This is a genomic window from Robinsoniella sp. KNHs210 (assembly GCF_000686105.1).
Taxonomy (GTDB): domain Bacteria; phylum Bacillota; class Clostridia; order Lachnospirales; family Lachnospiraceae; genus Robinsoniella; species Robinsoniella peoriensis.
This window is the reverse complement of sequence record NZ_JMLZ01000002.1, coordinates 880,401-900,317: the sequence shown is the minus strand read 5'-3', so window position 1 is coordinate 900,317 and position 19,917 is coordinate 880,401. Positions and strand designations below refer to the sequence as shown.

At 42.0% G+C, this 19,917-nt stretch carries 21 protein-coding genes and 1 riboswitch; of the genes, 1 reads left to right on the top strand and 20 read right to left on the bottom strand.

The features are described from left to right. Window positions 1–86: 86 nt before the first annotated feature. From CD03_RS37790 to CD03_RS0110765, 5 genes are all read right to left on the bottom strand, one after another. Window positions 87–224: a hypothetical protein gene (locus CD03_RS37790; RefSeq protein ID WP_156042859.1), complete on the bottom strand. Its 138-nt coding sequence runs from the start codon at window positions 222–224 to the stop codon at window positions 87–89. 102 nt (window positions 225–326) lie between these two features. Then, window positions 327–489: riboswitch (M-box (ykoK) riboswitch) on the bottom strand. A 173-nt stretch (window positions 490–662) separates the two neighbouring features. Beyond that, window positions 663–2,078 carry a glycoside hydrolase family 1 protein gene (locus tag CD03_RS0110780; RefSeq protein ID WP_027293636.1) on the bottom strand — a complete coding sequence of 472 codons (1,416 nt, stop codon included), beginning with the start codon at window positions 2,076–2,078 and terminating at the stop codon, window positions 663–665. Continuing rightward, on the bottom strand, window positions 2,079–3,005 hold the full coding sequence (locus CD03_RS0110775) for an ROK family protein (RefSeq protein WP_027293635.1): 927 nt from the start codon (window positions 3,003–3,005) through the stop codon (window positions 2,079–2,081). 83 nt (window positions 3,006–3,088) lie between these two features. After that, window positions 3,089–4,015 (bottom strand): nucleoside hydrolase, encoded by a 927-nt coding sequence (locus tag CD03_RS0110770; protein ID WP_027293634.1) that lies wholly within the window; start codon window positions 4,013–4,015, stop codon window positions 3,089–3,091. Next, window positions 4,002–5,405, bottom strand: a complete 1,404-nt coding sequence (locus CD03_RS0110765) for an MFS transporter (RefSeq protein ID WP_027293633.1) — start codon at window positions 5,403–5,405, stop codon at window positions 4,002–4,004. The genes CD03_RS0110770 and CD03_RS0110765 overlap by 14 nt, the downstream gene beginning before the upstream one ends. A gap of 135 nt (window positions 5,406–5,540) precedes the next feature. Between CD03_RS0110765 and CD03_RS38245 the strand changes: the two genes are divergently transcribed. After that, on the top strand, window positions 5,541–5,681 hold the full coding sequence (locus tag CD03_RS38245) for a hypothetical protein (RefSeq protein ID WP_197041656.1): 141 nt from the start codon (window positions 5,541–5,543) through the stop codon (window positions 5,679–5,681). Between the two features lie 90 nt (window positions 5,682–5,771). On the opposite strand, the gene CD03_RS0110755 is transcribed toward CD03_RS38245, so the two are convergent. The 15 genes from CD03_RS0110755 to CD03_RS0110680 form a co-directional block, all read right to left on the bottom strand. Further along, window positions 5,772–6,209, bottom strand: coding sequence for a cupin domain-containing protein (locus CD03_RS0110755; protein ID WP_027293632.1), 438 nt, complete (start codon window positions 6,207–6,209; stop codon window positions 5,772–5,774). Window positions 6,210–6,301: 92 nt separating this feature from the next. Next, the gene (locus tag CD03_RS33190; protein ID WP_044289299.1) at window positions 6,302–7,555 is read right to left on the bottom strand and encodes an ethanolamine utilization protein EutH; all 1,254 of its coding nucleotides are present in this window, start codon (window positions 7,553–7,555) and stop codon (window positions 6,302–6,304) included. Between the two features lie 97 nt (window positions 7,556–7,652). Next, on the bottom strand, window positions 7,653–8,414 hold the full coding sequence (locus CD03_RS0110745) for an ATP-binding protein (protein ID WP_027293631.1): 762 nt from the start codon (window positions 8,412–8,414) through the stop codon (window positions 7,653–7,655). Between the two features lie 61 nt (window positions 8,415–8,475). Next, complete coding sequence (eutM, locus tag CD03_RS0110740) at window positions 8,476–8,754, bottom strand: ethanolamine utilization microcompartment protein EutM (RefSeq protein WP_027293630.1); 279 nt, start codon at window positions 8,752–8,754, stop codon at window positions 8,476–8,478. A gap of 94 nt (window positions 8,755–8,848) precedes the next feature. Beyond that, a complete protein-coding gene (locus CD03_RS0110735) occupies window positions 8,849–9,142 on the bottom strand; it encodes a BMC domain-containing protein (RefSeq protein WP_027293629.1) in 294 nt (97 codons plus the stop codon). Window positions 9,143–9,189: 47 nt separating this feature from the next. Then, on the bottom strand, window positions 9,190–10,653 hold the full coding sequence (locus tag CD03_RS33185) for an acetaldehyde dehydrogenase (acetylating) (protein WP_052377758.1): 1,464 nt from the start codon (window positions 10,651–10,653) through the stop codon (window positions 9,190–9,192). A 33-nt stretch (window positions 10,654–10,686) separates the two neighbouring features. Further along, window positions 10,687–11,340 (bottom strand): ethanolamine utilization microcompartment protein EutL, encoded by a 654-nt coding sequence (gene eutL, locus CD03_RS0110725; protein WP_027293628.1) that lies wholly within the window; start codon window positions 11,338–11,340, stop codon window positions 10,687–10,689. 23 nt (window positions 11,341–11,363) lie between these two features. Then, complete coding sequence (eutC, locus tag CD03_RS0110720) at window positions 11,364–12,356, bottom strand: ethanolamine ammonia-lyase subunit EutC (protein ID WP_027293627.1); 993 nt, start codon at window positions 12,354–12,356, stop codon at window positions 11,364–11,366. Window positions 12,357–12,467: 111 nt separating this feature from the next. Then, the gene (locus CD03_RS0110710; RefSeq protein WP_027293626.1) at window positions 12,468–13,835 is read right to left on the bottom strand and encodes an ethanolamine ammonia-lyase subunit EutB; all 1,368 of its coding nucleotides are present in this window, start codon (window positions 13,833–13,835) and stop codon (window positions 12,468–12,470) included. Window positions 13,836–13,858: 23 nt separating this feature from the next. Continuing rightward, window positions 13,859–15,295: an ethanolamine ammonia-lyase reactivating factor EutA gene (gene eutA, locus CD03_RS0110705; protein ID WP_027293625.1), complete on the bottom strand. Its 1,437-nt coding sequence runs from the start codon at window positions 15,293–15,295 to the stop codon at window positions 13,859–13,861. Window positions 15,296–15,452: 157 nt separating this feature from the next. Then, entirely contained in the window at window positions 15,453–16,847 is a 1,395-nt protein-coding gene (locus tag CD03_RS0110700) for a sensor histidine kinase (protein ID WP_027293624.1), read from the bottom strand. Further along, window positions 16,844–17,434: an ANTAR domain-containing response regulator gene (locus CD03_RS0110695; protein WP_027293623.1), complete on the bottom strand. Its 591-nt coding sequence runs from the start codon at window positions 17,432–17,434 to the stop codon at window positions 16,844–16,846. Before CD03_RS0110695 ends, CD03_RS0110700 begins: the two co-directional genes overlap by 4 nt. Before the next feature lie 70 nt (window positions 17,435–17,504). Further along, a complete protein-coding gene (locus tag CD03_RS0110690) occupies window positions 17,505–17,939 on the bottom strand; it encodes a EutP/PduV family microcompartment system protein (protein WP_027293622.1) in 435 nt (144 codons plus the stop codon). A 21-nt stretch (window positions 17,940–17,960) separates the two neighbouring features. Then, the gene (gene eutS, locus CD03_RS0110685) at window positions 17,961–18,311 is read right to left on the bottom strand and encodes an ethanolamine utilization microcompartment protein EutS (RefSeq protein ID WP_027293621.1); all 351 of its coding nucleotides are present in this window, start codon (window positions 18,309–18,311) and stop codon (window positions 17,961–17,963) included. A 374-nt stretch (window positions 18,312–18,685) separates the two neighbouring features. Further along, window positions 18,686–19,876: a 1-propanol dehydrogenase PduQ gene (locus CD03_RS0110680; RefSeq protein WP_330377177.1), complete on the bottom strand. Its 1,191-nt coding sequence runs from the start codon at window positions 19,874–19,876 to the stop codon at window positions 18,686–18,688. Window positions 19,877–19,917 lie beyond the last annotated feature (41 nt).

Genomic DNA, 19,917 nt, shown 5'->3' with positions numbered 1-19,917 from the left:
AGCAGCGATGGCATCCGATGAAATATTCCAGTACATCTGTCACAAAGCAATTTTAAAACATGCTCTAGAACCTGGAAATGGCATTATTATCGAAAAAGACCGATCACAAAAACCACCCCGGGAAGTCCAAGAATGGATAAATGATCCACTCCCGGCAAATCCGGAACTTCATCTATACCCTCTACGCTGATGTCATATCGCTCATGACTGCCTCCACTATCCATTCTTACCACCTCCTTTTCTTTTCACAAAAAAAATCCCGCACCAAAGGACAAACTATGGTATGGGAATTAAACATTCTACATTCAGCCATATTATAAAATAATATGGAACTGCCACCGTTTGAGCTTTAGTATCACAGGGCGATGAAATTGTATTATGCTGCACCTTGTTTTTCGATGCGGCCTGTTCAAACCAACTGATGATGTCTCCATCATTTCGCGGCAACAATCCGTATCCCTGTGGTAACCTTACCTACCGGAACTATTTAGTTTTCTTAAGTGTACACTCCCGCGAGTGGTTTGTCAAGGCTAACTTTAAATTAATCATGATAAACTTATCGGTAACTCCCAGCTTTATTCCATCTCCATGACATAAAAATGCAGATGAATACGAAATAACTTTTCGCATTCTCTGCATTTCCCATACGTTTTGTATATTTATTAGAAAGTCTCTTTCAGGCTTTCTCCATTCGTTTCAATTACTTTCTTATACCAATAAAACGATTTTTTCTTATAGCGTTCTAATGTTCCGGTTCCATCATCGTTACGGTCTACATAGATAAATCCGTAGCGCTTTTTTAATTCTGCCGTCGATGCACTGACCAGATCAATACATCCCCAGGTTGTGTAACCCATCACCTCAACGCCATCTTCTACTGCTTCCGCTACCTGCAGTAAATGGTCTCTCAGATACTCAATGCGGTAATCATCTTCTACTGTGGGGTTTCCATCGTTCCCAGTCACCAGTTTATCAACTGCACCAAGCCCATTTTCCACAATAAACAATGGCTTCTGATACCGGTCATAAAAGGTATTCAGTACGTAACGCAGCCCCTTAGGATCTATCTGCCATCCCCATTCACTTTCCTTTAATAACGGATTCCTGACTCCTCCCAGAAGATTTCCTTTTCCCTGCACACCCAGGCTTTTATCTGCAGTCTCGCAAATGCTCATGTAATAGCTAAAAGAAACAAAATCTACGGTATTTTTCAGAATCTCACGCTCTTCCTCTGTAATCATCAGCTCAATGTCATGCTCTTTAAAATATCTTTTCACATAACCGGGATAAGTTCCACGTACCTGCACATCTGCAAAGAACATATTCATATGGTCTTTTTCCATAACAGCAATCACATCATCGGGATTGGGCGTTAGTGGATAAACAGGCATGCTCAGTACCATACAGCCGATTTTAAAATCCGGATTTATGGCATGCCCGATCTTTACCGCTGATGCACTTGCTACAAATTCATGATGTACTGCCTGAAATAATTGTGTCTGAGACAATTTATCTTTGGGTGTATTAATTCCTCCGCTTAAGAACGGCTCATGCAGAATGGAATTAATTTCGTTAAATGTAAGCCAATACTTTACTTTATCTTTATAGCGCCGGAAAACACAAGTAACATAATTTTTATAAAATCCGATCATTTTCGGGTTGATCCAGCCATCATACTCCTCTGCCAGATGGAGAGGTGTCTCATAATGTGACAGGGTAACCAGCGGCTCTATGCCATATTTATGGCATTCGTCAAAAAGGTCATCATAAAATTTCAGTCCTGCTTCGTTTGGCATCTCTTCATCACCTTTTGGAAAGATACGGCTCCAGGCAATAGAGGTACGAAATACTTTAAATCCCATTTCCGCAAACAGTTTTATATCTTCTTTATATCTGTGATAAAAATCAATACCCACCAGCTTCATGTTATCTTCCGTTGGCTCCTTTGTTCTTGGACCTACGATACCATGTGGTGTTACATCCTGTATGCACAGACCTTTTCCGGCTTCCTGATAAGCACCTTCACACTGGTTTGCCGCAACTGCACCGCCCCATAAAAAATTTTCTGGAAATCCCATTTATAATGCCCCTCCTTCTTTTTGTAAGAAATGATATAATGCTCCGATTAAATTCGCATCATTATAGAATTCACAATTTGTAACAACCGGCTTTGGTATATAAGGACTTAAAAACCTCATCGGATGATTCTCTAAATATTCATCAATACTTTTTTGCAGAAATTCATGCAGCAGCGGCTGCCGGCTGATACCACCGCCTACGGCTACCACATCCAGATCCAGCAGCATATTCAGATTACATACCTGCAAAGCAAGGGTGTCCGTAAAATCTTTCAGCCCTTTTAATACCATATCATCGCCTGCTGCAGCGCGTTCAAATAATTTCAGCCCGTCATAGCTTTCCCAGTCTTCCCTGGTGTAAAATGCCGTTCTTTTAGCTAGTCCCTGGAAGCCGCTCTTCATTCCCCAGTAACCGTCCAATTCATATTTCTGGTTTTCATCAACCATTACATAACTGAATTCTCCTGCTGTCTGCCGTCCGCCTTTATACAGCTTTTTATCAATAATAAGTCCGCCGCCTAATCCGGAACCGAGAATTAAAACCGCACCATTGGTACAGCCCTTCAGACTTCCTTTCCAGAATTCTGCCAGAGCAGCACATTTTCCGTCATTTTCTATTGTGACAGGAATTTTATGTTTCTCCGATAAAATTTGTGCCAGTGGGGTACCGCACAAATATGCCAGATATCCGGCAGTTACACAGTAACCGGCATCACTGTCCAGCATGCCCGGCATGCTGAAAGCAATCCCCTCACTTCTGTCCTTATAACGCTCAATCACCTCGCTGATCATGCTAATAAACTGTTCTTTTGTTCCTGATGTATAATCCGGTGTATTAAATTTCCCACGCTCCAGAATATCTGTATTTTCATTCATCAATGCAAACTTCGTAAATGTTCCGCCTGCATCAAATACCAGATATGCCATGTGTCACTCCTCCATTTCCCTTATCTGACGATAAAACGTGTTTTAAAATGCCTGTGCATGGCTGATTGCTCTACTTAGTTGACTCAGACAGTCCGGCTGCCAAAATTAATTGCCAGTTTTGCATAGAAATCCTCCATTGTCATTCTTGCATCTAATGTATGGTAGACACGGATATCACGGTTATTTTGCTCATGAATATATGTCATGTCATCCGCAATTGCCGGAGCTGGTTTTAAATCATAATTCATTTTCTCCAATTCATCTAAAAGCAGAGTAACCGTAGCCTGATCTCCCAGTCCCCATGTCTCCCCATGAGGCCATGGCGCAAAATCTGCAAGCTTGTTGTTGAATTCCACCATTTGATCGAACAGGTATCTCCCAATTTCACCGCATGGTTTTACTCTGTATTGTAATTCAGCCAGTGATACCGCTATTTGCTTATACACATCCATGGGAACCTGCCATAATGGAACCTTAGAGCAAAATACCAGGTTTGCTGCTTTGACATCCATCATCAGATTGAATTCAAATCCACCTTTTGGCCATACACCGCCGCCAATCCAGATGACCGTCATACGTTCTGCAATTTCCGGTTTCATAAGCAAAGCACTTGCCAGATCTGTAATTGCGCCCTGACAAACTACGAACAGAGGGCGCGGGTCTTCCTTTAATGCTTCATCGATGATGAATCTGGCTCCCTCTGATTCTATGGGAGTCTCCCCATCATCTAAGGAATGGGGTGCACCAAGCAAAACAGGATATTCATCTTCCACTCCCATTAGCCCAAGTACTTTTTTTACCTCATCAAAGCTGGCTTTTGCCGTATTTTCCTCCCCATATTCCTGAGGATTTTTGCAGAAATGACCTGCAATAATCCCCATTACATCGAATTTAGGAGTCATAATATGGTGCGCAACGGCAAATTGGTCATCGGCTTCATTTTTACAGTCTGTGTGAACAATGACCCGATACTTTTTCTGATCCGGAACTTTAAAATCATACTTCCACATACGCATTCTCCTCATTCTCGTTTAATGCTCTTCTCTCATCCATTTCTCTCTTGATCTTTGGATATATTTTATCTAAATCATAGAAAAACAAGATAATAATACATGCTACATTACAAACAATCGGTATTCCGATAAAAGCAATGTTAATCGCCGTATTGGCGCTGGCGCTCTGTACGGCAGCTGCCCCGTCATATGCTCCCCATGCAAGAAGTCCTGCCGCTATCGCACTGGCAGAAGCGCTTGCTACTTTATTAATAAATCCGGAAACAGCCGTCTGGGTACCTGCCAGATTCTTACCGTTTTTCCATTCTCCGTAATCCACTGTATCTGCAAGCATAGAGAAGAACATTGTCTGGCGGAATCCCATTCCAAAACCAATGACTCCAATACTGAGATAGATGATGGAGATGGATTCTTTTGCTATAAACAGCAATGCGAATCCTAAAATCTGAATTGCAGTACCAAGAATGGAAATATTTTTCTTGGATACTTTCTGGTTCATTACACCTGACATAAGCATGGAGACAATCGGCACAATCGTTAACAGTGATACTGCAACAGAGGTAAGCATTTCATCTCCCACAATATATTTAAAATAATAAGCGATCGTTGCGAACATTCCCAGGTAACCTACAAATAAAAAGAAAGTCTGAGCCAGCATTAACATATAAGGCTTGTTCTTAACAAGACTTCCAAGGTCATTAACGATGCTTGTTTTCTTTACAACCTTCGGTGCGGGGTTTATTTCTTTAATATTAAAAACACAAATAAATAAAATTATAACTACAATGATTCCAAAAATAATATTCGTATTACGATAACCGGTAGCTACATCTCCTCCGCCCAGTCTGGAAATTAAAAACAGTGCCATTGATGCAGATGTTAAGGAACCAAGATTGGAAAAAATCGTTCTTGAAGTAACAATTTTTGTACGTTCCGTTGGATCTGAACTTAAGGTTGGAAGAATGGATCCCATCGGAATATTTACCAGTGTATAACCAAATGAAAAGATAATGTAAGTTGCATAAGCCCAGATCATTTTACCTGACTGTGAAAAATCAGGACTGGTGAACACAAGCACCATACCAATTGCCAGAACAGGAGCACCTGCCAGCATCCATGGGCGGTTTCTTCCCATCTTGGTATTTGTTTTATCAATTAAAGTACCTACTACATAATCTGTAAATGCATCAAAAAATTTCGTTACTAAAAACATAAATCCCACGGCTGCTGCATTCAGGCCTGCTACATCCGTGTAATAAATCAAAAGATACGTATTTACCATCAGATACGCCAAATTACAAGCATAATCAGAGATTCCAAATCCAATTCTCTGCCGCCATAAAAATTTCTTGCTGTAGGTCTTCTTCATTCCAGTTTTCTGTTCCATTTTCAATTTCTCCTTTTGTAATATCAAATTCTCTTGATCTGTTATTATGCTTATCATAACTTGTATTGCACAATTCTTATATCAAAATATTTTGATATTTATCATAATATTCAGGAAAAGATTATTAAATAAAGAATGTCTAAATATAAAGAGGTAGGTGTTCGATTTATGAAGGCAATAGAATATGAAGATATGATTCGTGAAGAAGGGGAAGACCGATTTGGAAAACTGACATTAAAACTTTTAGAGAGTCTGCATTTTAATAAGATCCACTAAACCTAAAAGGAACCTATACATTATCTGATTAAGACAGTGCATCGGTTCCTTTTTTATCATTGACTGCATGATATTTTATTAAAATATGATTTAGCTTTGCCAGTCTGCCGGATAAACGAAATATGCAAATCTTGCTTTATCCGGACTTTGGAAATGAATATGGCTGTTTTTTGGAATAAAAATGATATCACCGGCATGTCCGGTTACGACACGTCCATCAATTTCTATTTCCAGAGTTCCTTCTATTATGTAATCAAATTCATCATATGTCAGGGTCCACTCAAAACTGGTATGATCTACTTCCATGATTCCTGCTCCCATTCTCGGGCTTTCTTCCAGTGAAACGATATCCTTTAATGATACACCCTGGGCGCCTTTGAATGGTTCTGTCTGAACGGTATCGCAGGAGACAGACAGTATCCCGCTTGGATCTTTTACTTTTTTAAAGTCTGCTTTTTCCCTGGTAATCAAAGACTGCTTTACCACTTTTTCTACGATCTCACGGATGGTTGCTTCGCTGATACTCATTATATAACCTTCTTTCTGAAACTAATCTTTATTCGCTGCCTTTAACAGCATTTGGTCTGGCTGCTGTCTTTCCCGGCTATTTATCTGATATATTAATCTGTTTTTTCTTCTATCTCCTCTTTGCCTCCGCTTGCCTTAATTTTTGCCAGCAATTTTGGTGCCAGCGCATTTGCGAGGATTAAAGCTGTAATTCCGGCTATCAGTTTACCCACTACAACCGGGAAGATCATATCCGGATTTGCACCTGCGGTGAATCCGAGGTGATCTCCAAATACAAATGCTGCTGAAACGGCAAATGCTACATTTAACAGTTTACCCTTAGCATTCATATTTTCCATAATATTGAACATTGCGATATTATTTGCAAGAGAAGCTACTAAACCGGCGGAGCCGTCTGCATTCATTTTCAGCTTTTCTCCTACTTTCATCAATGGTTTCTTAAATGTCTTGGTGATCCATTTTACCATTGGGAAAGCACCGATTAATACGCATGCAATCGTTCCTACAACCTTAATACCTTCTTCCAGAGGAATGGTACCGCCGTTTTTGTTCGGGTCAACCATAATATCAAATAACGGAAGACGAATGCCGGTCTCATACTGGAAAACAGCTATTGCAGTAAAAATAGTAATTAATATGGTAACTCCATTTCCAAAATGATTAAATCCTTTCATCATCTGGGTTGGTTTAAACCAAAGTCCAATCGCGATCAATCCTGCTACAATAATAACCGGAATTAAATTCTGTAAAATTGTAATCATATCAATCTTATTTGGTGTCATATTCATTACCAGACCACCTGCGATACAACCGATTGGAATGGTAATTAAACCAGCCAGTACTCCTGCTGCAAGAAACGGTCTGTCTTTTGGTTTAATAATAGACAGCGCAACCGGAATGGTAAATACAATGGTTGGTCCCATCATGGAACCCAGGATTAATCCTGCAAAATTACCAATGGCAGTATTGTCTCCTGCCAGCTGCATTGCCAGGGGATATCCTCCCATGTCATTTGCCAGAAGTGTGGTTGCGAACATCGCCGGAGATGCTCCGAATAATTCATAGACCGGTGCAATAATCGGCTGCAGAATTACCCGGAGTACCGGAGCTGCTGCAACCACGCCCATCATGGCAATTGCCAGGGGGCCCATTGCATTAAAACCGGCTTCAAATTCTTCTCCGTACCCCAGTTTATTTCCCCGGATACGGTCAATAGCTCCAATGACCATGAAGATCATCATAATTGTAATAATTACGGAATTGATTGACAATCCGCTGATGTACTGTTTAATACTCTCTGTAAATACATCTAAGTTTGTTATGTTTTCAATTAATTCACTGAACATGTACTCTTTCCCTCCTCTTTCCTCTATAGCCTGTTTCAAAATCATGCTAAGTATTTTTTAACACGCTCCGGACCACAATTGGATTATTGTGACCGCACTAATTGTATTCTCCCGCAAGATATTTGCACATCATTATATGCAGCGCGCTGGAAAGCCTGTTGAATTCTTCCAGTATATCCTGGTGTGTGTAATCATTTCCTACCTGATATGCATTGATCGCACTGATCTCGCATTCCCGGATCGCTGTACGGATTTGATTCAGTATAGCATATTCCTCCCCCATGGTGTAGTGGGGCAGGATCATTTGCCGGATATTGTAAAATTTCCCTGGATTGTGCGAGTGTTCCCGCAGCTCTGCGTGAGTCAGTCCGATAATGCGCTCTATGGTAAATGGCTCATCCAGCACATCACACCGCATAATATTCTGTAAGATCTTCATGATATCTTCCAGATCCTCCAGCAGCTTTGAGCGCCTGGGATTCTTTGCAATGGCAGTCTGGTTACGTATAATCAGTGACTGAAGTGAATCCAGTTTACCACGAAATATAATACGCAGATGATTCTTTGGAACCAGCTTATTACCGGTTAGCTGCGTCATATGCTCCGGTTTGGATGTAAAAAATGCTCCGGTGGCATAATCCACATATGCAGCTTTCATATCATCAGGACTTTCTGCCGCCGGTTTCTCTGCATTTTCTTTTTCTAAAGTGCCCGATTCCTGCTTTTCTATCTTTATTTTATATTGATTCAAATAATCACGGGCAGAAGGGGATAATAAACTTCCCTCCGGCACATAAAAGACCTCCGGGCGATTCTCTTTCATGATATCCCGTAAATACGCTTCTGTTATAACATTCAAATGATTGCCCCCTTAAGCCTGTCCCTGTATTGTTCCAAAGTATATGATTTTGGGACTCTCTCTATAAATGTGGCAGTATGGTTTCTACATCTCCGTGAGGTCTTGGTATTACATGCATGGAAATCAGCTCTCCAACCCGTTCTGCTGCTGCCGCACCGGCATCTGTAGCTGCTTTTACTGCACCTACGTCACCTCTGACTAAAACAGTAACCAGCCCGCTTCCGATACGTTCTTTTCCAATTAATTTCACATCTGCCGCTTTTGTCATTGCATCTGCTGCTTCGATTGCACCAATTAAACCTTTTGTCTCTATCATTCCTAATGCCTGCATAACCGCCATTTTATTGTCCTCCTGATTCTAATCTTATCTCAATTTCATCTTATCTAATTTAAACTTTAAGTTTAAATTCTATTATGAACTACCTGTTTTTTACTTACTCTGCTGCTTCAGCAATTACCGGAAGAATGCTCTCCACATCCTTATGCGGTCTTGGTATTACATGTACGGAAACCACTTCACCCACAGCAGCTCCTGCTGCCGCTCCTGATTCTGTTGCAGCCTTTACCGCTCCAACATCGCCTCTTACCATAATGGTAACAAGTCCGCTTCCAATATATTCTTTTCCTATTAAAGATACGTCCGCAGATTTCACCATTGCATCTGCTGCTTCGATTGCTGCGATCAACCCTCTTGTTTCGATCAATCCCAATGCCTGTAAATTAGCCATTGTAATTCCTCCTGCCTGTTATTTTATTTTTACCAGAGCTATAATTTTCAGATACGCTCTAATTCCTTCAAAATCTTCTCAACAATATAATCTACATTTATATGGCAGGGCTCAGCTGCCGGTATTGCCAGATCTGCCTCTTTCCGGATTTCATCCAGTTCCTTTGTACCATAAGCTGCCTTGCGAATATTCAGCAGGTTCATAGGACCAATATTATCTGAGGTTGCACTTCCGCCTACCGCTCCGCATCCCAATGTAAATGCAGGCATTAAAGAGGTTGCGGCACCTACACCACCCAGGGCTCCCGGTGCATTCACCAGAAAACGGGAAACCGGTATTCTCTTCGCAAAATAATTGATGATTTCCTGATTTTCAGAATGAATGATAAAGGTATGACCTGCTCCTTCATAATGAAGAATCTGCTGACATCTTTCACAAATCTTATGATAATTATCTTCCACATAAAATCCCAGAATCGGCGCCAGTTTTTCATTGGAATAGGGATGCCCGTTTCCAACACCGTCTTCTTTTGCTACCAGAACCCTGGCATCTGCCGGAAACTTAAGACCAGCCAGATCTGCAATATGCTGAACATTTTTTCCAACAATCATCGGGTTCATAGTTCCATTGGCGCGAAGAATGAATTTTCCCAGCTTTTCCGATTCTTCGTTACTTAAGAAATATGCTCCCTGTGCCTGCATTTCCGCTTTAACGGCTTCTTCCCGGTCACTCTCTGTAATGACGGACTGCTCAGATGCACAGATCGTGCCATTGTCAAATGTCTTACTGTCCATTATGCGTTTTACGGCTTTTTTAAGATCTGCAGACCGCTCAATATAAGCCGGTCCGTTTCCGGGTCCCACACCAATTGCAGGTGTTCCGGAAGAGTAAGCCGCACGTACCATGGCACTTCCTCCTGTTGCAAGGATCAGAGATATATCCGGATGGCGCATCAGAGTATCCGTAGACTGAATCGTCGGGATGGTGATTACCGATACCAGATCCTCCGGTCCTTCCGCTTCTGCAATTGCCTGTCGGATTACTTTGACTGTTTCCAGAATCGCTTCTTTTGCATTTGGATGCGGGGAAAAGATAATGGAATTTCCGGCCTTTATTGCAATTTCCGATTTATATAAGACTGTTGATGTAGGGTTCGTCGAAGGAATCAGCCCGGCAATTACACCTACCGGAACGGCAATATCTTTTGTTCCTGCTTTTTCATCTTCCGAAATTACTCCAATCGTCTTCATATCTTTGATGTATTCAAATACGCTCTTGCTGGCAAAGATATTTTTAATTACCTTATCTTCCATGATTCCGAATCCCGTCTCATCATGAGCCATCTGTGCAAGCCTTTTTGCATTTCTCACACCTGCATTAGCGATACTCTCCACAATTCTGTCAACCTGGCACTGGGACATCTCCAGTAATTTTTCCTGCGCTGCCTTTGAGCGCTCTACCAATTCTCTTACTTCCTGTACTGATAACAGGTCTTTATCATAAAGCTGCATAATTACCTCCCGTTTTGCATTTTCTGCGTATCATTATAATGCCAGCGGATTATCCGCTACAAACTCAACTGCAGCGGCAAATGCTTCACACGCTGCTTTGCATGCTGACTGGCTCCCGGTGAGCAGGGCCCCGCCAAAGTTTGTCTCAGAGGGCGGTGCATACAGTTCACACATGGTTACGTCTGCTGCTTTTAATGCGGCATCCAACGCATAAAGTGCTTCCAGAGGCGGTGCAATCAGATATGCCAGCGCCTGTCCTTCTTTAATTCCTGCTGATTTTGATAAATAGCTTCCTGTCCTTGCAATACAATGGGCATAGTAAGGTATGGAATCATCTTCGTTTGCGCTTACAAACCATGCACCATTTTCAATCGTACCGATGACAGCGTCCAGACCGCTTTTCACTTCTGCCGGATTGGTTCCTGCGATAATACCGATAACTTCACCAGCCAGCTTTGTACTTGCATTGCCTGCTCCGCCGTAAAAACTCTTCGCATAAACTACCTGCACATCAGCCGCTTTGGTCGCTTCATCCAGTGCCGTATAAGTTACATCATCGCAGTCCGCCGTTACCATTCCGATGGATTTTTGTCTCGGCGATAATCCCAGGCTTTTTGCCAGATCCGGCGATACATTGGGAATCATTTTTGTACTGAGTACCTTTGCTTTTAATGGATCTCTTTTCATGTTTCATTACACCTCTCTCTCAATTAGAGTTTCAAATCCGTTCCGCTTGCTTTTTTCTCTAACATAATCTTAATGATTTCTGCAATATGGGCACCTGCTTCTACCGGCACTGTTCCAGCTTTATGTATATTGGATAATACGGTTCTTCTGGCTTCCGGCATGTCCATCGTTGCTTTATAAGCGATATATGCACTCATGGATTCTGCTGTAATAAGTCCCGGGCGCTCTCCGATCAATACACAGGTTACATCTGCCCCGGTAATTTCTGATACCTGGTCCATAACTCCCACTCTGCCGTATTTTACGAAAAACGGCGTTCCCACATCGATCTGATAGCTTTCCAGCCCCTGCAGAATAGCCGGCAGCAAATCCCCCACATTTGCAGCAACTGCAGCGGAACTCAGCCCATCCGATACATAAACCTGAACAGTAGGATGCTTTTTGCATTTTTCCTGAACTGCTTTGACCCCTTCTTCATTCAGTCTTCTTCCAAGATCCGGACGGGTCAGATAAATGTCTTTATTGTCGCACTTGGTCTGAATGCTGAATAAGTTCATCTTTTCTACAAAAGCTTCATCCACATTAGAGAATACTGCATCCTGCGCTGCAGAATGGTCTGCCCGGAAACGCAGCCAGGTAGAAGTCATGTATCTTGCTCCGGCTTTCCAGATACCCAGGCGGCAGGGTGCATACTGCTTTAATTCATAATATGCCTCCCCGTTTACCGGATTTGGTACCAGATACTGCTTTTTAATATCTATCTCTGTAATATCTTCCAGACATCCGTCTTCAATTACCGGCGGTTCTTTAACATTTTCAGAGTATTCTGCCTGCTGAAATGTATTTACGGTCTTTGCCTCTGCCTTTGGTACTGTCTGGGCATCAGCTGCAGATATTGCCGGTGAAGTGCCCTGGCTTTCTAACGCTGCACCATTTGTACCTGATGTACTTTTTGTCACCTGCATTTCTACTAATACCTGCTCTATTATTCGTTTTAAATCCTTCTGGTCAATCATATATATCTCCTTTCTCTCTTAGAGCGTGTCTGAAAATTCATTTCATCAGGCTGTATGCCGATAGAAATATTTTTTAGACAGGCTCTGGCAGCTTCCTGCATTCTTCACTTCTTATTTCATAAATACGGATGCATCACCTGCAAGAGAGGTCAGTTTTCCGTCTTTTGAAAATCCCATTTTTTCCAGCCACATATCAAACTCTTTAATCGGACGCAGTCCCAAAATTTCACGGAATGCCGCTGCATCATGATATCCGGTACACTGGTACATCAGCATACAGTCATCCCCGTGAGGAACTCCCATGATGTAATTACATCCCGCCGCTGATAAGAGCATACCCAGATTCTCAACGTCATTCTGATCCGTTTTCATATGGTTGGTGTAACAACAGTCACATCCCATCGGAATTCCCGTAAGTTTTCCCATGAAATGGTCTTCTAACCCGGCACGGATAACCTGTTTGCTGTCATAGAGATATTCCGGTCCGATAAATCCTACCACGGTATTGACAAGGAATGGATTATATTTCTTGGCAAGTCCGTAGCAGCGTGCTTCCATTACCACCTGATCACATCCATAATGTGCATCTGACGACAACTCGGAACCCTGACCGGTCTCGAAATACATGTAATTCGGTCCAGTGGAAGTTCCATGCTGAACCATCATCTGATGGCCTTCATCTAACATTGCCCCATTTAATCCAAAAGCTTCATTACCCTTCTGAGAACCTGCGATAGACTGGAACATCAGATCGATCGGTGCATTGTGTTTGGTAATGGCCTCCATCTGGGTGCTGACATGGGCAAGTACGCAGATCTGTGTAGGGATATCCCATTTATTTTTAAATTCATCAAAACTTTTTAAGATTCTGGCAACACTTTCAGCCGTATCATCTACCGGATTTAATCCCAATACTGCATCACCGCAGCCTAAGCTGAATCCTTCCATTGCCGATGCGATGATTCCCTTGGGGTTATCGGTGGTATGATTTGGCTGTAATCTGGATGAAAATGTGCCCGGAAGTCCGATTGTAGTATTACAATGTGCCGTAACTACAATTTTTTTTGCTGCATAAATCAAATCCAGATTTCCCATTAATTTCGTAACTGCCGCAACAATTTCACTTGTGATTCCACGGCTGGCACGACGGATCATATCTCCTGTTGTGCTGGTATCCAAAAGCCATTCACGAAATTGGGCAACTGTCATATTCTTAAATTCATTGTAAATAGGTTCATTTACCGCATCCTGGATGATTCTAGTAACTTCATCGATTTCATAAGGAACTGCCGGTGAATTTCTTAATTCCCCCAGGGTTATCTGTGATAATACTACCTTTGCCGCAACTCGCTCTTCCGCTGATTCTGCCGCAATTCCGGCTAATTTATCACCGGACTTTTCTTCATTCGCCTTTGCCATAACCTCCTTCAATGATTTAAACTCATAAGTATGGCCGAATAATTTTGTTTTTAATATCATGACTTTCACCTCGTATCTTTTCTTTAAGAATTAAAAATTAGTGTCTTGATGACGACAGGAACTACCCGCCCTTCACCGATTGGTTCTCCGATATCAATGTAATCACCGCTTTGTGTCCTGATACCGTCGATGCAGATGACCTCCTTACTGTGCTTTAATTTTACATTCAGAGCATGTCCCAGTGCTTTTGCGATATCGTGTTCTGCCACGATCAGTAACGGATATCTGATTGATATCAGTTCCTTCGCCCCATTGATAATAGCCTGGGCCAGTTCCTGGATACCGGCAAAACCCGAATATCCTGTTCCCGCAAATGAAATAGCGATTTGTTCAGCTTCCCCCTCGGAAATATACAAAGGTATCTGCCGCCTGATGGATTCTTCGATTCCCTGACAGGTTTTTTCTTCCTCTTCGCTGATTTTCAGGATTGGTATATTTTTCATCGGAAGCTGATTTTTTTCATAGGAAATCGTACTTCCGCTGATTTCTGTGGTATGAGTCCCGGCACCGACTACGGTAGCCCGGATCGTCTCTACTGCCTGATACAGTTCTAAATTCTGTAAAAACCGGTTTCTTCTGATTTCCTGTCCCAGTATGATTCCTACATCTCCATACTGAAACAGATCGTTACCGGCTTCCTGATATATATAATCAGCAACGCCTCCTGAAAAGGTAACGGCTTTTGGTATTACTTCCTCCTTCAGCCCATTGCCACCATTCGTAAATATTTCATTATAATAGTCTGACTTTGGCAGTGTATGAAGAGACTGACCAATCAGATCCGCCATTAAGGTACAGATACTTCTTATTTTAGCTGCATCTGCAATCTCTCCTACGGAGATCGGGATGCCCAGACGTTCTGCCAGCTTTTGTATTTTGGAATAAATGTAAGTAATACGCTTTGTTCCCCGGTCTACTTTAATCAGCCTTCCGCCAATATCCAGACAGGTGGTTCCAATTAGATTTCCGTGGTCAAAAACCGCTATATTACTGGTCCCACCGCCTACGTCAACATTTGCAACCACAGTTCTTTTTTCTTTTGAAAAATTATCTGCCCCTGCACCTCTGCCGGATAGTACGGATTCCAGATCCGGACCGGCCGTCGCAACTACAAAGTCTCCCGCCAGACCACTTAATCTATCCAGCACTACATTTGCATTTTCTTTTCTGGCTGTTTCTCCCGTTATAATAACTGCACCGGTTTTTATCTCCTCCGGTTTGATTCCCGCCTTATGGTACTGGCTCTCTAAGATCTGTTTTACCGCTTCCCCATCAATCTCCGTCTGGGACAATAAAGGAGTAAAAAAGATTTCACTGCGGAAAATAACTTTCTTATCTACAATGCTGATTCTGGGAACCGTATAGCTGGTTGCCTGGTTTTCAATGGTCAATTCACTGAATACCAGCTGTGTGGTGGAGGTTCCAATATCAATTCCCACACTTAAAATGACTTCATGCATGTTCTGCCTCCCTTATATTTGATAACCCGATAGGATGAATCGTGTCTGAAAAATGCTCTGGAGCACCCTCCAAACAAGAAAAAAAGCCCAGGTGCAGAATTTTCTGCTCCTAAGCTTCACCGCTTTTTTCAGACACCCCTGCATCGGACTGTCTTATTCAATTGTACATTTTAAAATCAAAACTTGCTCTGGTGCCTTCCGGCCCTGATTTTATCTTAAACTTGCCGTGCAGTTTTTCTCTTACCACACTATCTACGATATATAATCCCAGGCTCTTTCTTTTTACTGCATCAACTGCAAACCCTTTTCCGTTATCTGTTATACTCACCTGGGAATACATCTTCCCATGGGTAATCTCGATAATAATATGCCCGGACGTTACATCCGTAAACGCATACTTAAATGAGTTTTGCAGTAATTCATTAATTACAAGGGTAACTGATGATGCCACTTCTGCATTCAGCTTAAATTCATCTCCAATGACATCAATTTTAACTTCCAGATCCGGATAGATATATGATCTTAACAGATCCCGTTTTATACTTTCCACAACTTCATAGATATTAACATTATCATCCTCACCCTGCAGGATCAATTCATGGGTTATGGAAATTGATAGAAGGCGGTTAATCGTATCCTCCAGCACTTCTTTTACCTCGTCGTTTTCACTTCTTCTGCTCTGCATACGCAGAATACTGGCAATCATCTGAAAATTATTTTTGATCCGATGATGCATTTCTTTTAAAGCAACTGATTTATTCACCAATTCCTTTTCTTTTTCTCTAAGGTGCGTAATATCACTTAAAACAATTGCGAACTGAATCCCGTTTTTCCCAAGGGGAATCTGCTTTACCCTCAGAAAATATTTCCCAACAGTGACTTCAACTCCGGTTTTTTCAAGTTCCCCGGGCTGATACTCACGCTCCGGCTGATATAAAAGAATATTATCATAAGGCATGTCCAGAATATCACCGCCATATCCAAGCTTGGCATACAGTTCCTTTGCCATCATATTGCGGAAACATACTTTTCCTTTATCATCCACCATCATTAATGCTTCATCTATATACTGCATCAGCCAGTCATATTCGTGTATTAAATTATCAAATACATTTACTTGTCTTGGCTTTTCATCTTCTATGGTCTCAATTTCTTCTACCGCACGTTTTTCCGTTATTAACACACCGATAATGCGGTTATCATTAAAAATAGGTTCTACATTCTGCATTACTTCTGTTCTCTCCTGGGTTACTGCCTTTACATATTTCGTCCCGATTCCCAGTCGGATCGTACGCTCTACTGCCGGTTCATCTTCTTTTCTGGCAAGCATTCCCACTACGCTTTTGGCATAAGCAGAGGGTACATTTTCCGGATTCGCCTCACAGATTACAATCGCGGTGGATTTATCTTCTGTAATGCAGTCAATAAACACATCACATCCTACCATGTTCGCAATGAGCTGAAGACTAGGCTGCATAGCTTCAATCACTTGAATATCCGAATCGGTAAGCGGAGTGCATTCTTTGCATAAATCATATACTTTAGAACTCACACATGCCCACCTGCTTTCAATAATATCATTTCTGCCACACGTTTCATAGACAGCTTTTTTGCCTGACTTAAGCTTCTGATATAATCATAAGCCTCCTGCTCAGAGATTTTTTTCTCCTGCATGATAAAGCCTTTTGCTTTTTCAATAATTTTCCTGCTTTCCAGCTGTTTCTTTGCCTGTGTTCCTTCCTGCTTTAACTGCTTCATCTGAGCACTCTGCGCAAGCGCCACCTCAATAGCCGGAATCATCGTCCTTACCGCTACCGGTTTGACTATATAACCGGAAACGCCGATCTCTTTTGCCTTTCGGATACAGTCTTTATCACTATAAGCTGTCAGCATCATAACCGTATCCACAATATCCTCTTCTTTTAATACCTTTGCCGCACAAAACCCATCTAAAAGCGGCATTTCAATGTCCATTAATACAAGATCCGGTCTTACCGCCTTACAAACTTCAATTGCATCGAAACCATCGGATGCTTCTCCGACAACTTCGTAATTCTGATCCTCCAGCAATTCTTTCAGGTCCATTCTGGTAATCGGCTCATCATCCGCAATTACCACCCTTACTTTTGATTCTTCCATTTGTACCTCCGCATTATACCTCACATTACTTCTGTCGATTATGCTTTATATCCGGATCACTTATGATCTGCTAGTGATCCTCCAGGTATTGAATAACGTCTTCCATACCTTTTCCCGCAACTGCACTTGTTAAAAAAATCTTTTTTGCTCCTGCATTTTCCAGATACTTTACTGCCAGAGCGGTCTGCTCCCGGGAAGCAGCATCGCATTTTGTTACAATTCCAATGACCGGCTTCGTAAACATCGATGTGAACATTGGCGCAAACATACTGCCGTCTGCAGTAGCATCCTGCACAAAGATAATCACATCCGCCTCAGCTGAAGTTACCTGCAGTGCACGGTATAACCCCCGTCTCTCCAGATATTCTCCTGGTGTATCGATCAGCTCCTTCCCCAGGATTTCAATCGCCTGGGTCTTCTTATATTTTATTGATTCACCCATAAGATACTGGCATAGCGTAGTCTTACCTGCGTATGTCCTGCCTACAAACATTACTTTCTTCATGGTATGTCCACTCCCTTATAGTCAGGTTCTAGTGATTTTAGAAGGAGTGAAATCTAACATGTCGCCTAACACATTCATAATTTCATGCAAAGAAGCATCCACAGCAGCAATATCACCGGTAATAACCAACGACCCGCTGAAACGATCAACAAAACCAATCTTCACATCTGCCGCTTTCGTTGCTACATCTGCGCCTATAATGGCACCTTCACTGGGTGTTATAGTTAAAATACCAATTGCTCCGCGCCCATCAACCAGGCCCAGCTTAGTATACAGGTCTTCATCCGGGTTGGCAATCAAATGTGCCAAAGTAACCTGCTTCCCCGGAACAAACTCCTGAATAATTCTTTTTTTCTCATCTAATTCTATCATATTTTCACTCCTTATGCAGTAAAATATCCTGTAAAAGCGCAAAAAACCCCCAGAAATAAATTTCCGGAAGTTCCATCACTTCGTAAAAACACTGCAGGTCATTACGTCACAACCCGCTTATTCAGTTGAAAAGATCTCTCTTTTGTTATACTTTAATGCATACTTCATAGTTGGTAATATGTATACGTACTTTCAAACTTATCGTAATCCCGCTTACGATACTGCCTGATACGCAGTGCGACTGCGAACTGCATTCACATTTTCACACTTACTTCTATAGCGACTATACACTATTTTATACAGTTTTGTCAACACTTTTCGTCAATTATATGTTATTTTTTACCATTGTTATCCCCGTTTTTCACCATTTGTTCCTACATCTTTAAATATTTACTTTTTCCATAATAAGCTTCCCGGAAAACAGTTTCGATTTCTTCCGGAAGACACTTTCTCGGATTTGTAGCCGTACACCTGTCCTCACAGGCAATTCGTGACATCTCTGATACCGATGCTTCAAATGCACTCTGATCCTCCCAGGCATCTTTGATTTGCAGCGGCATTTTAAACTCCCTGCACAGTTTTTCCATTCCGTGAATCAGGTTTACCACACCGGAACGGACACTGTAGGATTCATAACCTGCCAGTTTCGCCAGTCTTGCATATTTTTTTGCTGCCCCTGATTCTTTTTCACCGCCAACATCCTGAATTCCGGCATTGTAAGCAATTACGTAGGGAAGCAGCACTGCATTTGCACGTCCGTGGGGCAAAGAAGCACGAATACCCAGAATATGCGCCATTCCATGATTTACCCCAAGGGATACACTGTCAAATGCCATTCCTGCCAGACAGGACGCATGATGCATATTTTCTCTCGCTTCCAAATCATCACCCTGATGATATGCCCTTCGCAGACTGTCAAACGCCATTTTAAATGCCTTTTCCGCCAGTGCATCTGAAAAATCAGTTGCATTTGCAGAAACATAAGCCTCCATGGCATGGGTTAATACATCCATTCCGGTATCAGCCGTAATAGCCGGCGGTACGCTTACCGTAAGGTGTGCGTCTAACACTGCTATGTCCGGAAGCAGGCTGTCATCCACAAGCGGATATTTTATATTTTTCTCATGGTCTGATATTATGGAAAATCTTGTAACTTCAGATCCTGTACCGCTGGTGGTTGGAATCGCTATAGATAAACACCGGGGCAGTCCTGCCGTTCTGACTGCAAAGTACATAATTCCTTTCGCTGTATCAATTGCGGAACCGCCTCCAAAAGAAATCACCGTATCCGGTTTAAACTCATCAATGATAGAAATTCCTTTCATAACCAACTCAACATCGGGATTGGGCACCACATCGGAAAATACATAATACGGAATTCCTGCTGCCTCCAGTTTCTCTGTCACATAAGTAATCCTGCCGCTTTCCACCAAAAATTTGTCTGTTACAATAAACACACTCTTCGTGTCAGGACAAACACTGGAAATGTCCAGTTCACCCATAAAAATTTCTGTACCCAGTTGAAATGTTTTCATCTTCAATTCCTTATCCTCCATATTCTTCATACCCGCATATTGAATGCTCTCTTTGCTGCACCGCCAATCAA

What these genes read in the sequence shown, in the direction of transcription:
- CD03_RS37790 (WP_156042859.1), bottom strand. Translation starts at nt 224, where the DNA reads ATGGATAGTGGAGGCAGTCATGAGCGATATGACATCAGCGTAGAGGGT.
- CD03_RS0110780 (WP_027293636.1), bottom strand. Translation starts at nt 2,078, where the DNA reads ATGGGATTTCCAGAAAATTTTTTATGGGGCGGTGCAGTTGCGGCAAAC.
- CD03_RS0110775 (WP_027293635.1), bottom strand. Translation starts at nt 3,005, where the DNA reads ATGGCATATCTGGTATTTGATGCAGGCGGAACATTTACGAAGTTTGCA.
- CD03_RS0110770 (WP_027293634.1), bottom strand. Translation starts at nt 4,015, where the DNA reads ATGTGGAAGTATGATTTTAAAGTTCCGGATCAGAAAAAGTATCGGGTC.
- CD03_RS0110765 (WP_027293633.1), bottom strand. Translation starts at nt 5,405, where the DNA reads ATGGAACAGAAAACTGGAATGAAGAAGACCTACAGCAAGAAATTTTTA.
- CD03_RS38245 (WP_197041656.1), top strand. Translation starts at nt 5,541, where the DNA reads ATGTCTAAATATAAAGAGGTAGGTGTTCGATTTATGAAGGCAATAGAA.
- CD03_RS0110755 (WP_027293632.1), bottom strand. Translation starts at nt 6,209, where the DNA reads ATGAGTATCAGCGAAGCAACCATCCGTGAGATCGTAGAAAAAGTGGTA.
- CD03_RS33190 (WP_044289299.1), bottom strand. Translation starts at nt 7,555, where the DNA reads ATGTTCAGTGAATTAATTGAAAACATAACAAACTTAGATGTATTTACA.
- eutM (WP_027293630.1), bottom strand. Translation starts at nt 8,754, where the DNA reads ATGGCGGTTATGCAGGCATTAGGAATGATAGAGACAAAAGGTTTAATT.
- CD03_RS0110735 (WP_027293629.1), bottom strand. Translation starts at nt 9,142, where the DNA reads ATGGCTAATTTACAGGCATTGGGATTGATCGAAACAAGAGGGTTGATC.
- CD03_RS33185 (WP_052377758.1), bottom strand. Translation starts at nt 10,653, where the DNA reads ATGCAGCTTTATGATAAAGACCTGTTATCAGTACAGGAAGTAAGAGAA.
- eutL (WP_027293628.1), bottom strand. Translation starts at nt 11,340, where the DNA reads ATGAAAAGAGATCCATTAAAAGCAAAGGTACTCAGTACAAAAATGATT.
- eutC (WP_027293627.1), bottom strand. Translation starts at nt 12,356, where the DNA reads ATGATTGACCAGAAGGATTTAAAACGAATAATAGAGCAGGTATTAGTA.
- CD03_RS0110710 (WP_027293626.1), bottom strand. Translation starts at nt 13,835, where the DNA reads ATGATATTAAAAACAAAATTATTCGGCCATACTTATGAGTTTAAATCA.
- eutA (WP_027293625.1), bottom strand. Translation starts at nt 15,295, where the DNA reads ATGCATGAAGTCATTTTAAGTGTGGGAATTGATATTGGAACCTCCACC.
- CD03_RS0110695 (WP_027293623.1), bottom strand. Translation starts at nt 17,434, where the DNA reads ATGGAAGAATCAAAAGTAAGGGTGGTAATTGCGGATGATGAGCCGATT.
- CD03_RS0110690 (WP_027293622.1), bottom strand. Translation starts at nt 17,939, where the DNA reads ATGAAGAAAGTAATGTTTGTAGGCAGGACATACGCAGGTAAGACTACG.
- eutS (WP_027293621.1), bottom strand. Translation starts at nt 18,311, where the DNA reads ATGATAGAATTAGATGAGAAAAAAAGAATTATTCAGGAGTTTGTTCCG.
- CD03_RS0110680 (WP_330377177.1), bottom strand. Translation starts at nt 19,876, where the DNA reads ATGAAGAATATGGAGGATAAGGAATTGAAGATGAAAACATTTCAACTG.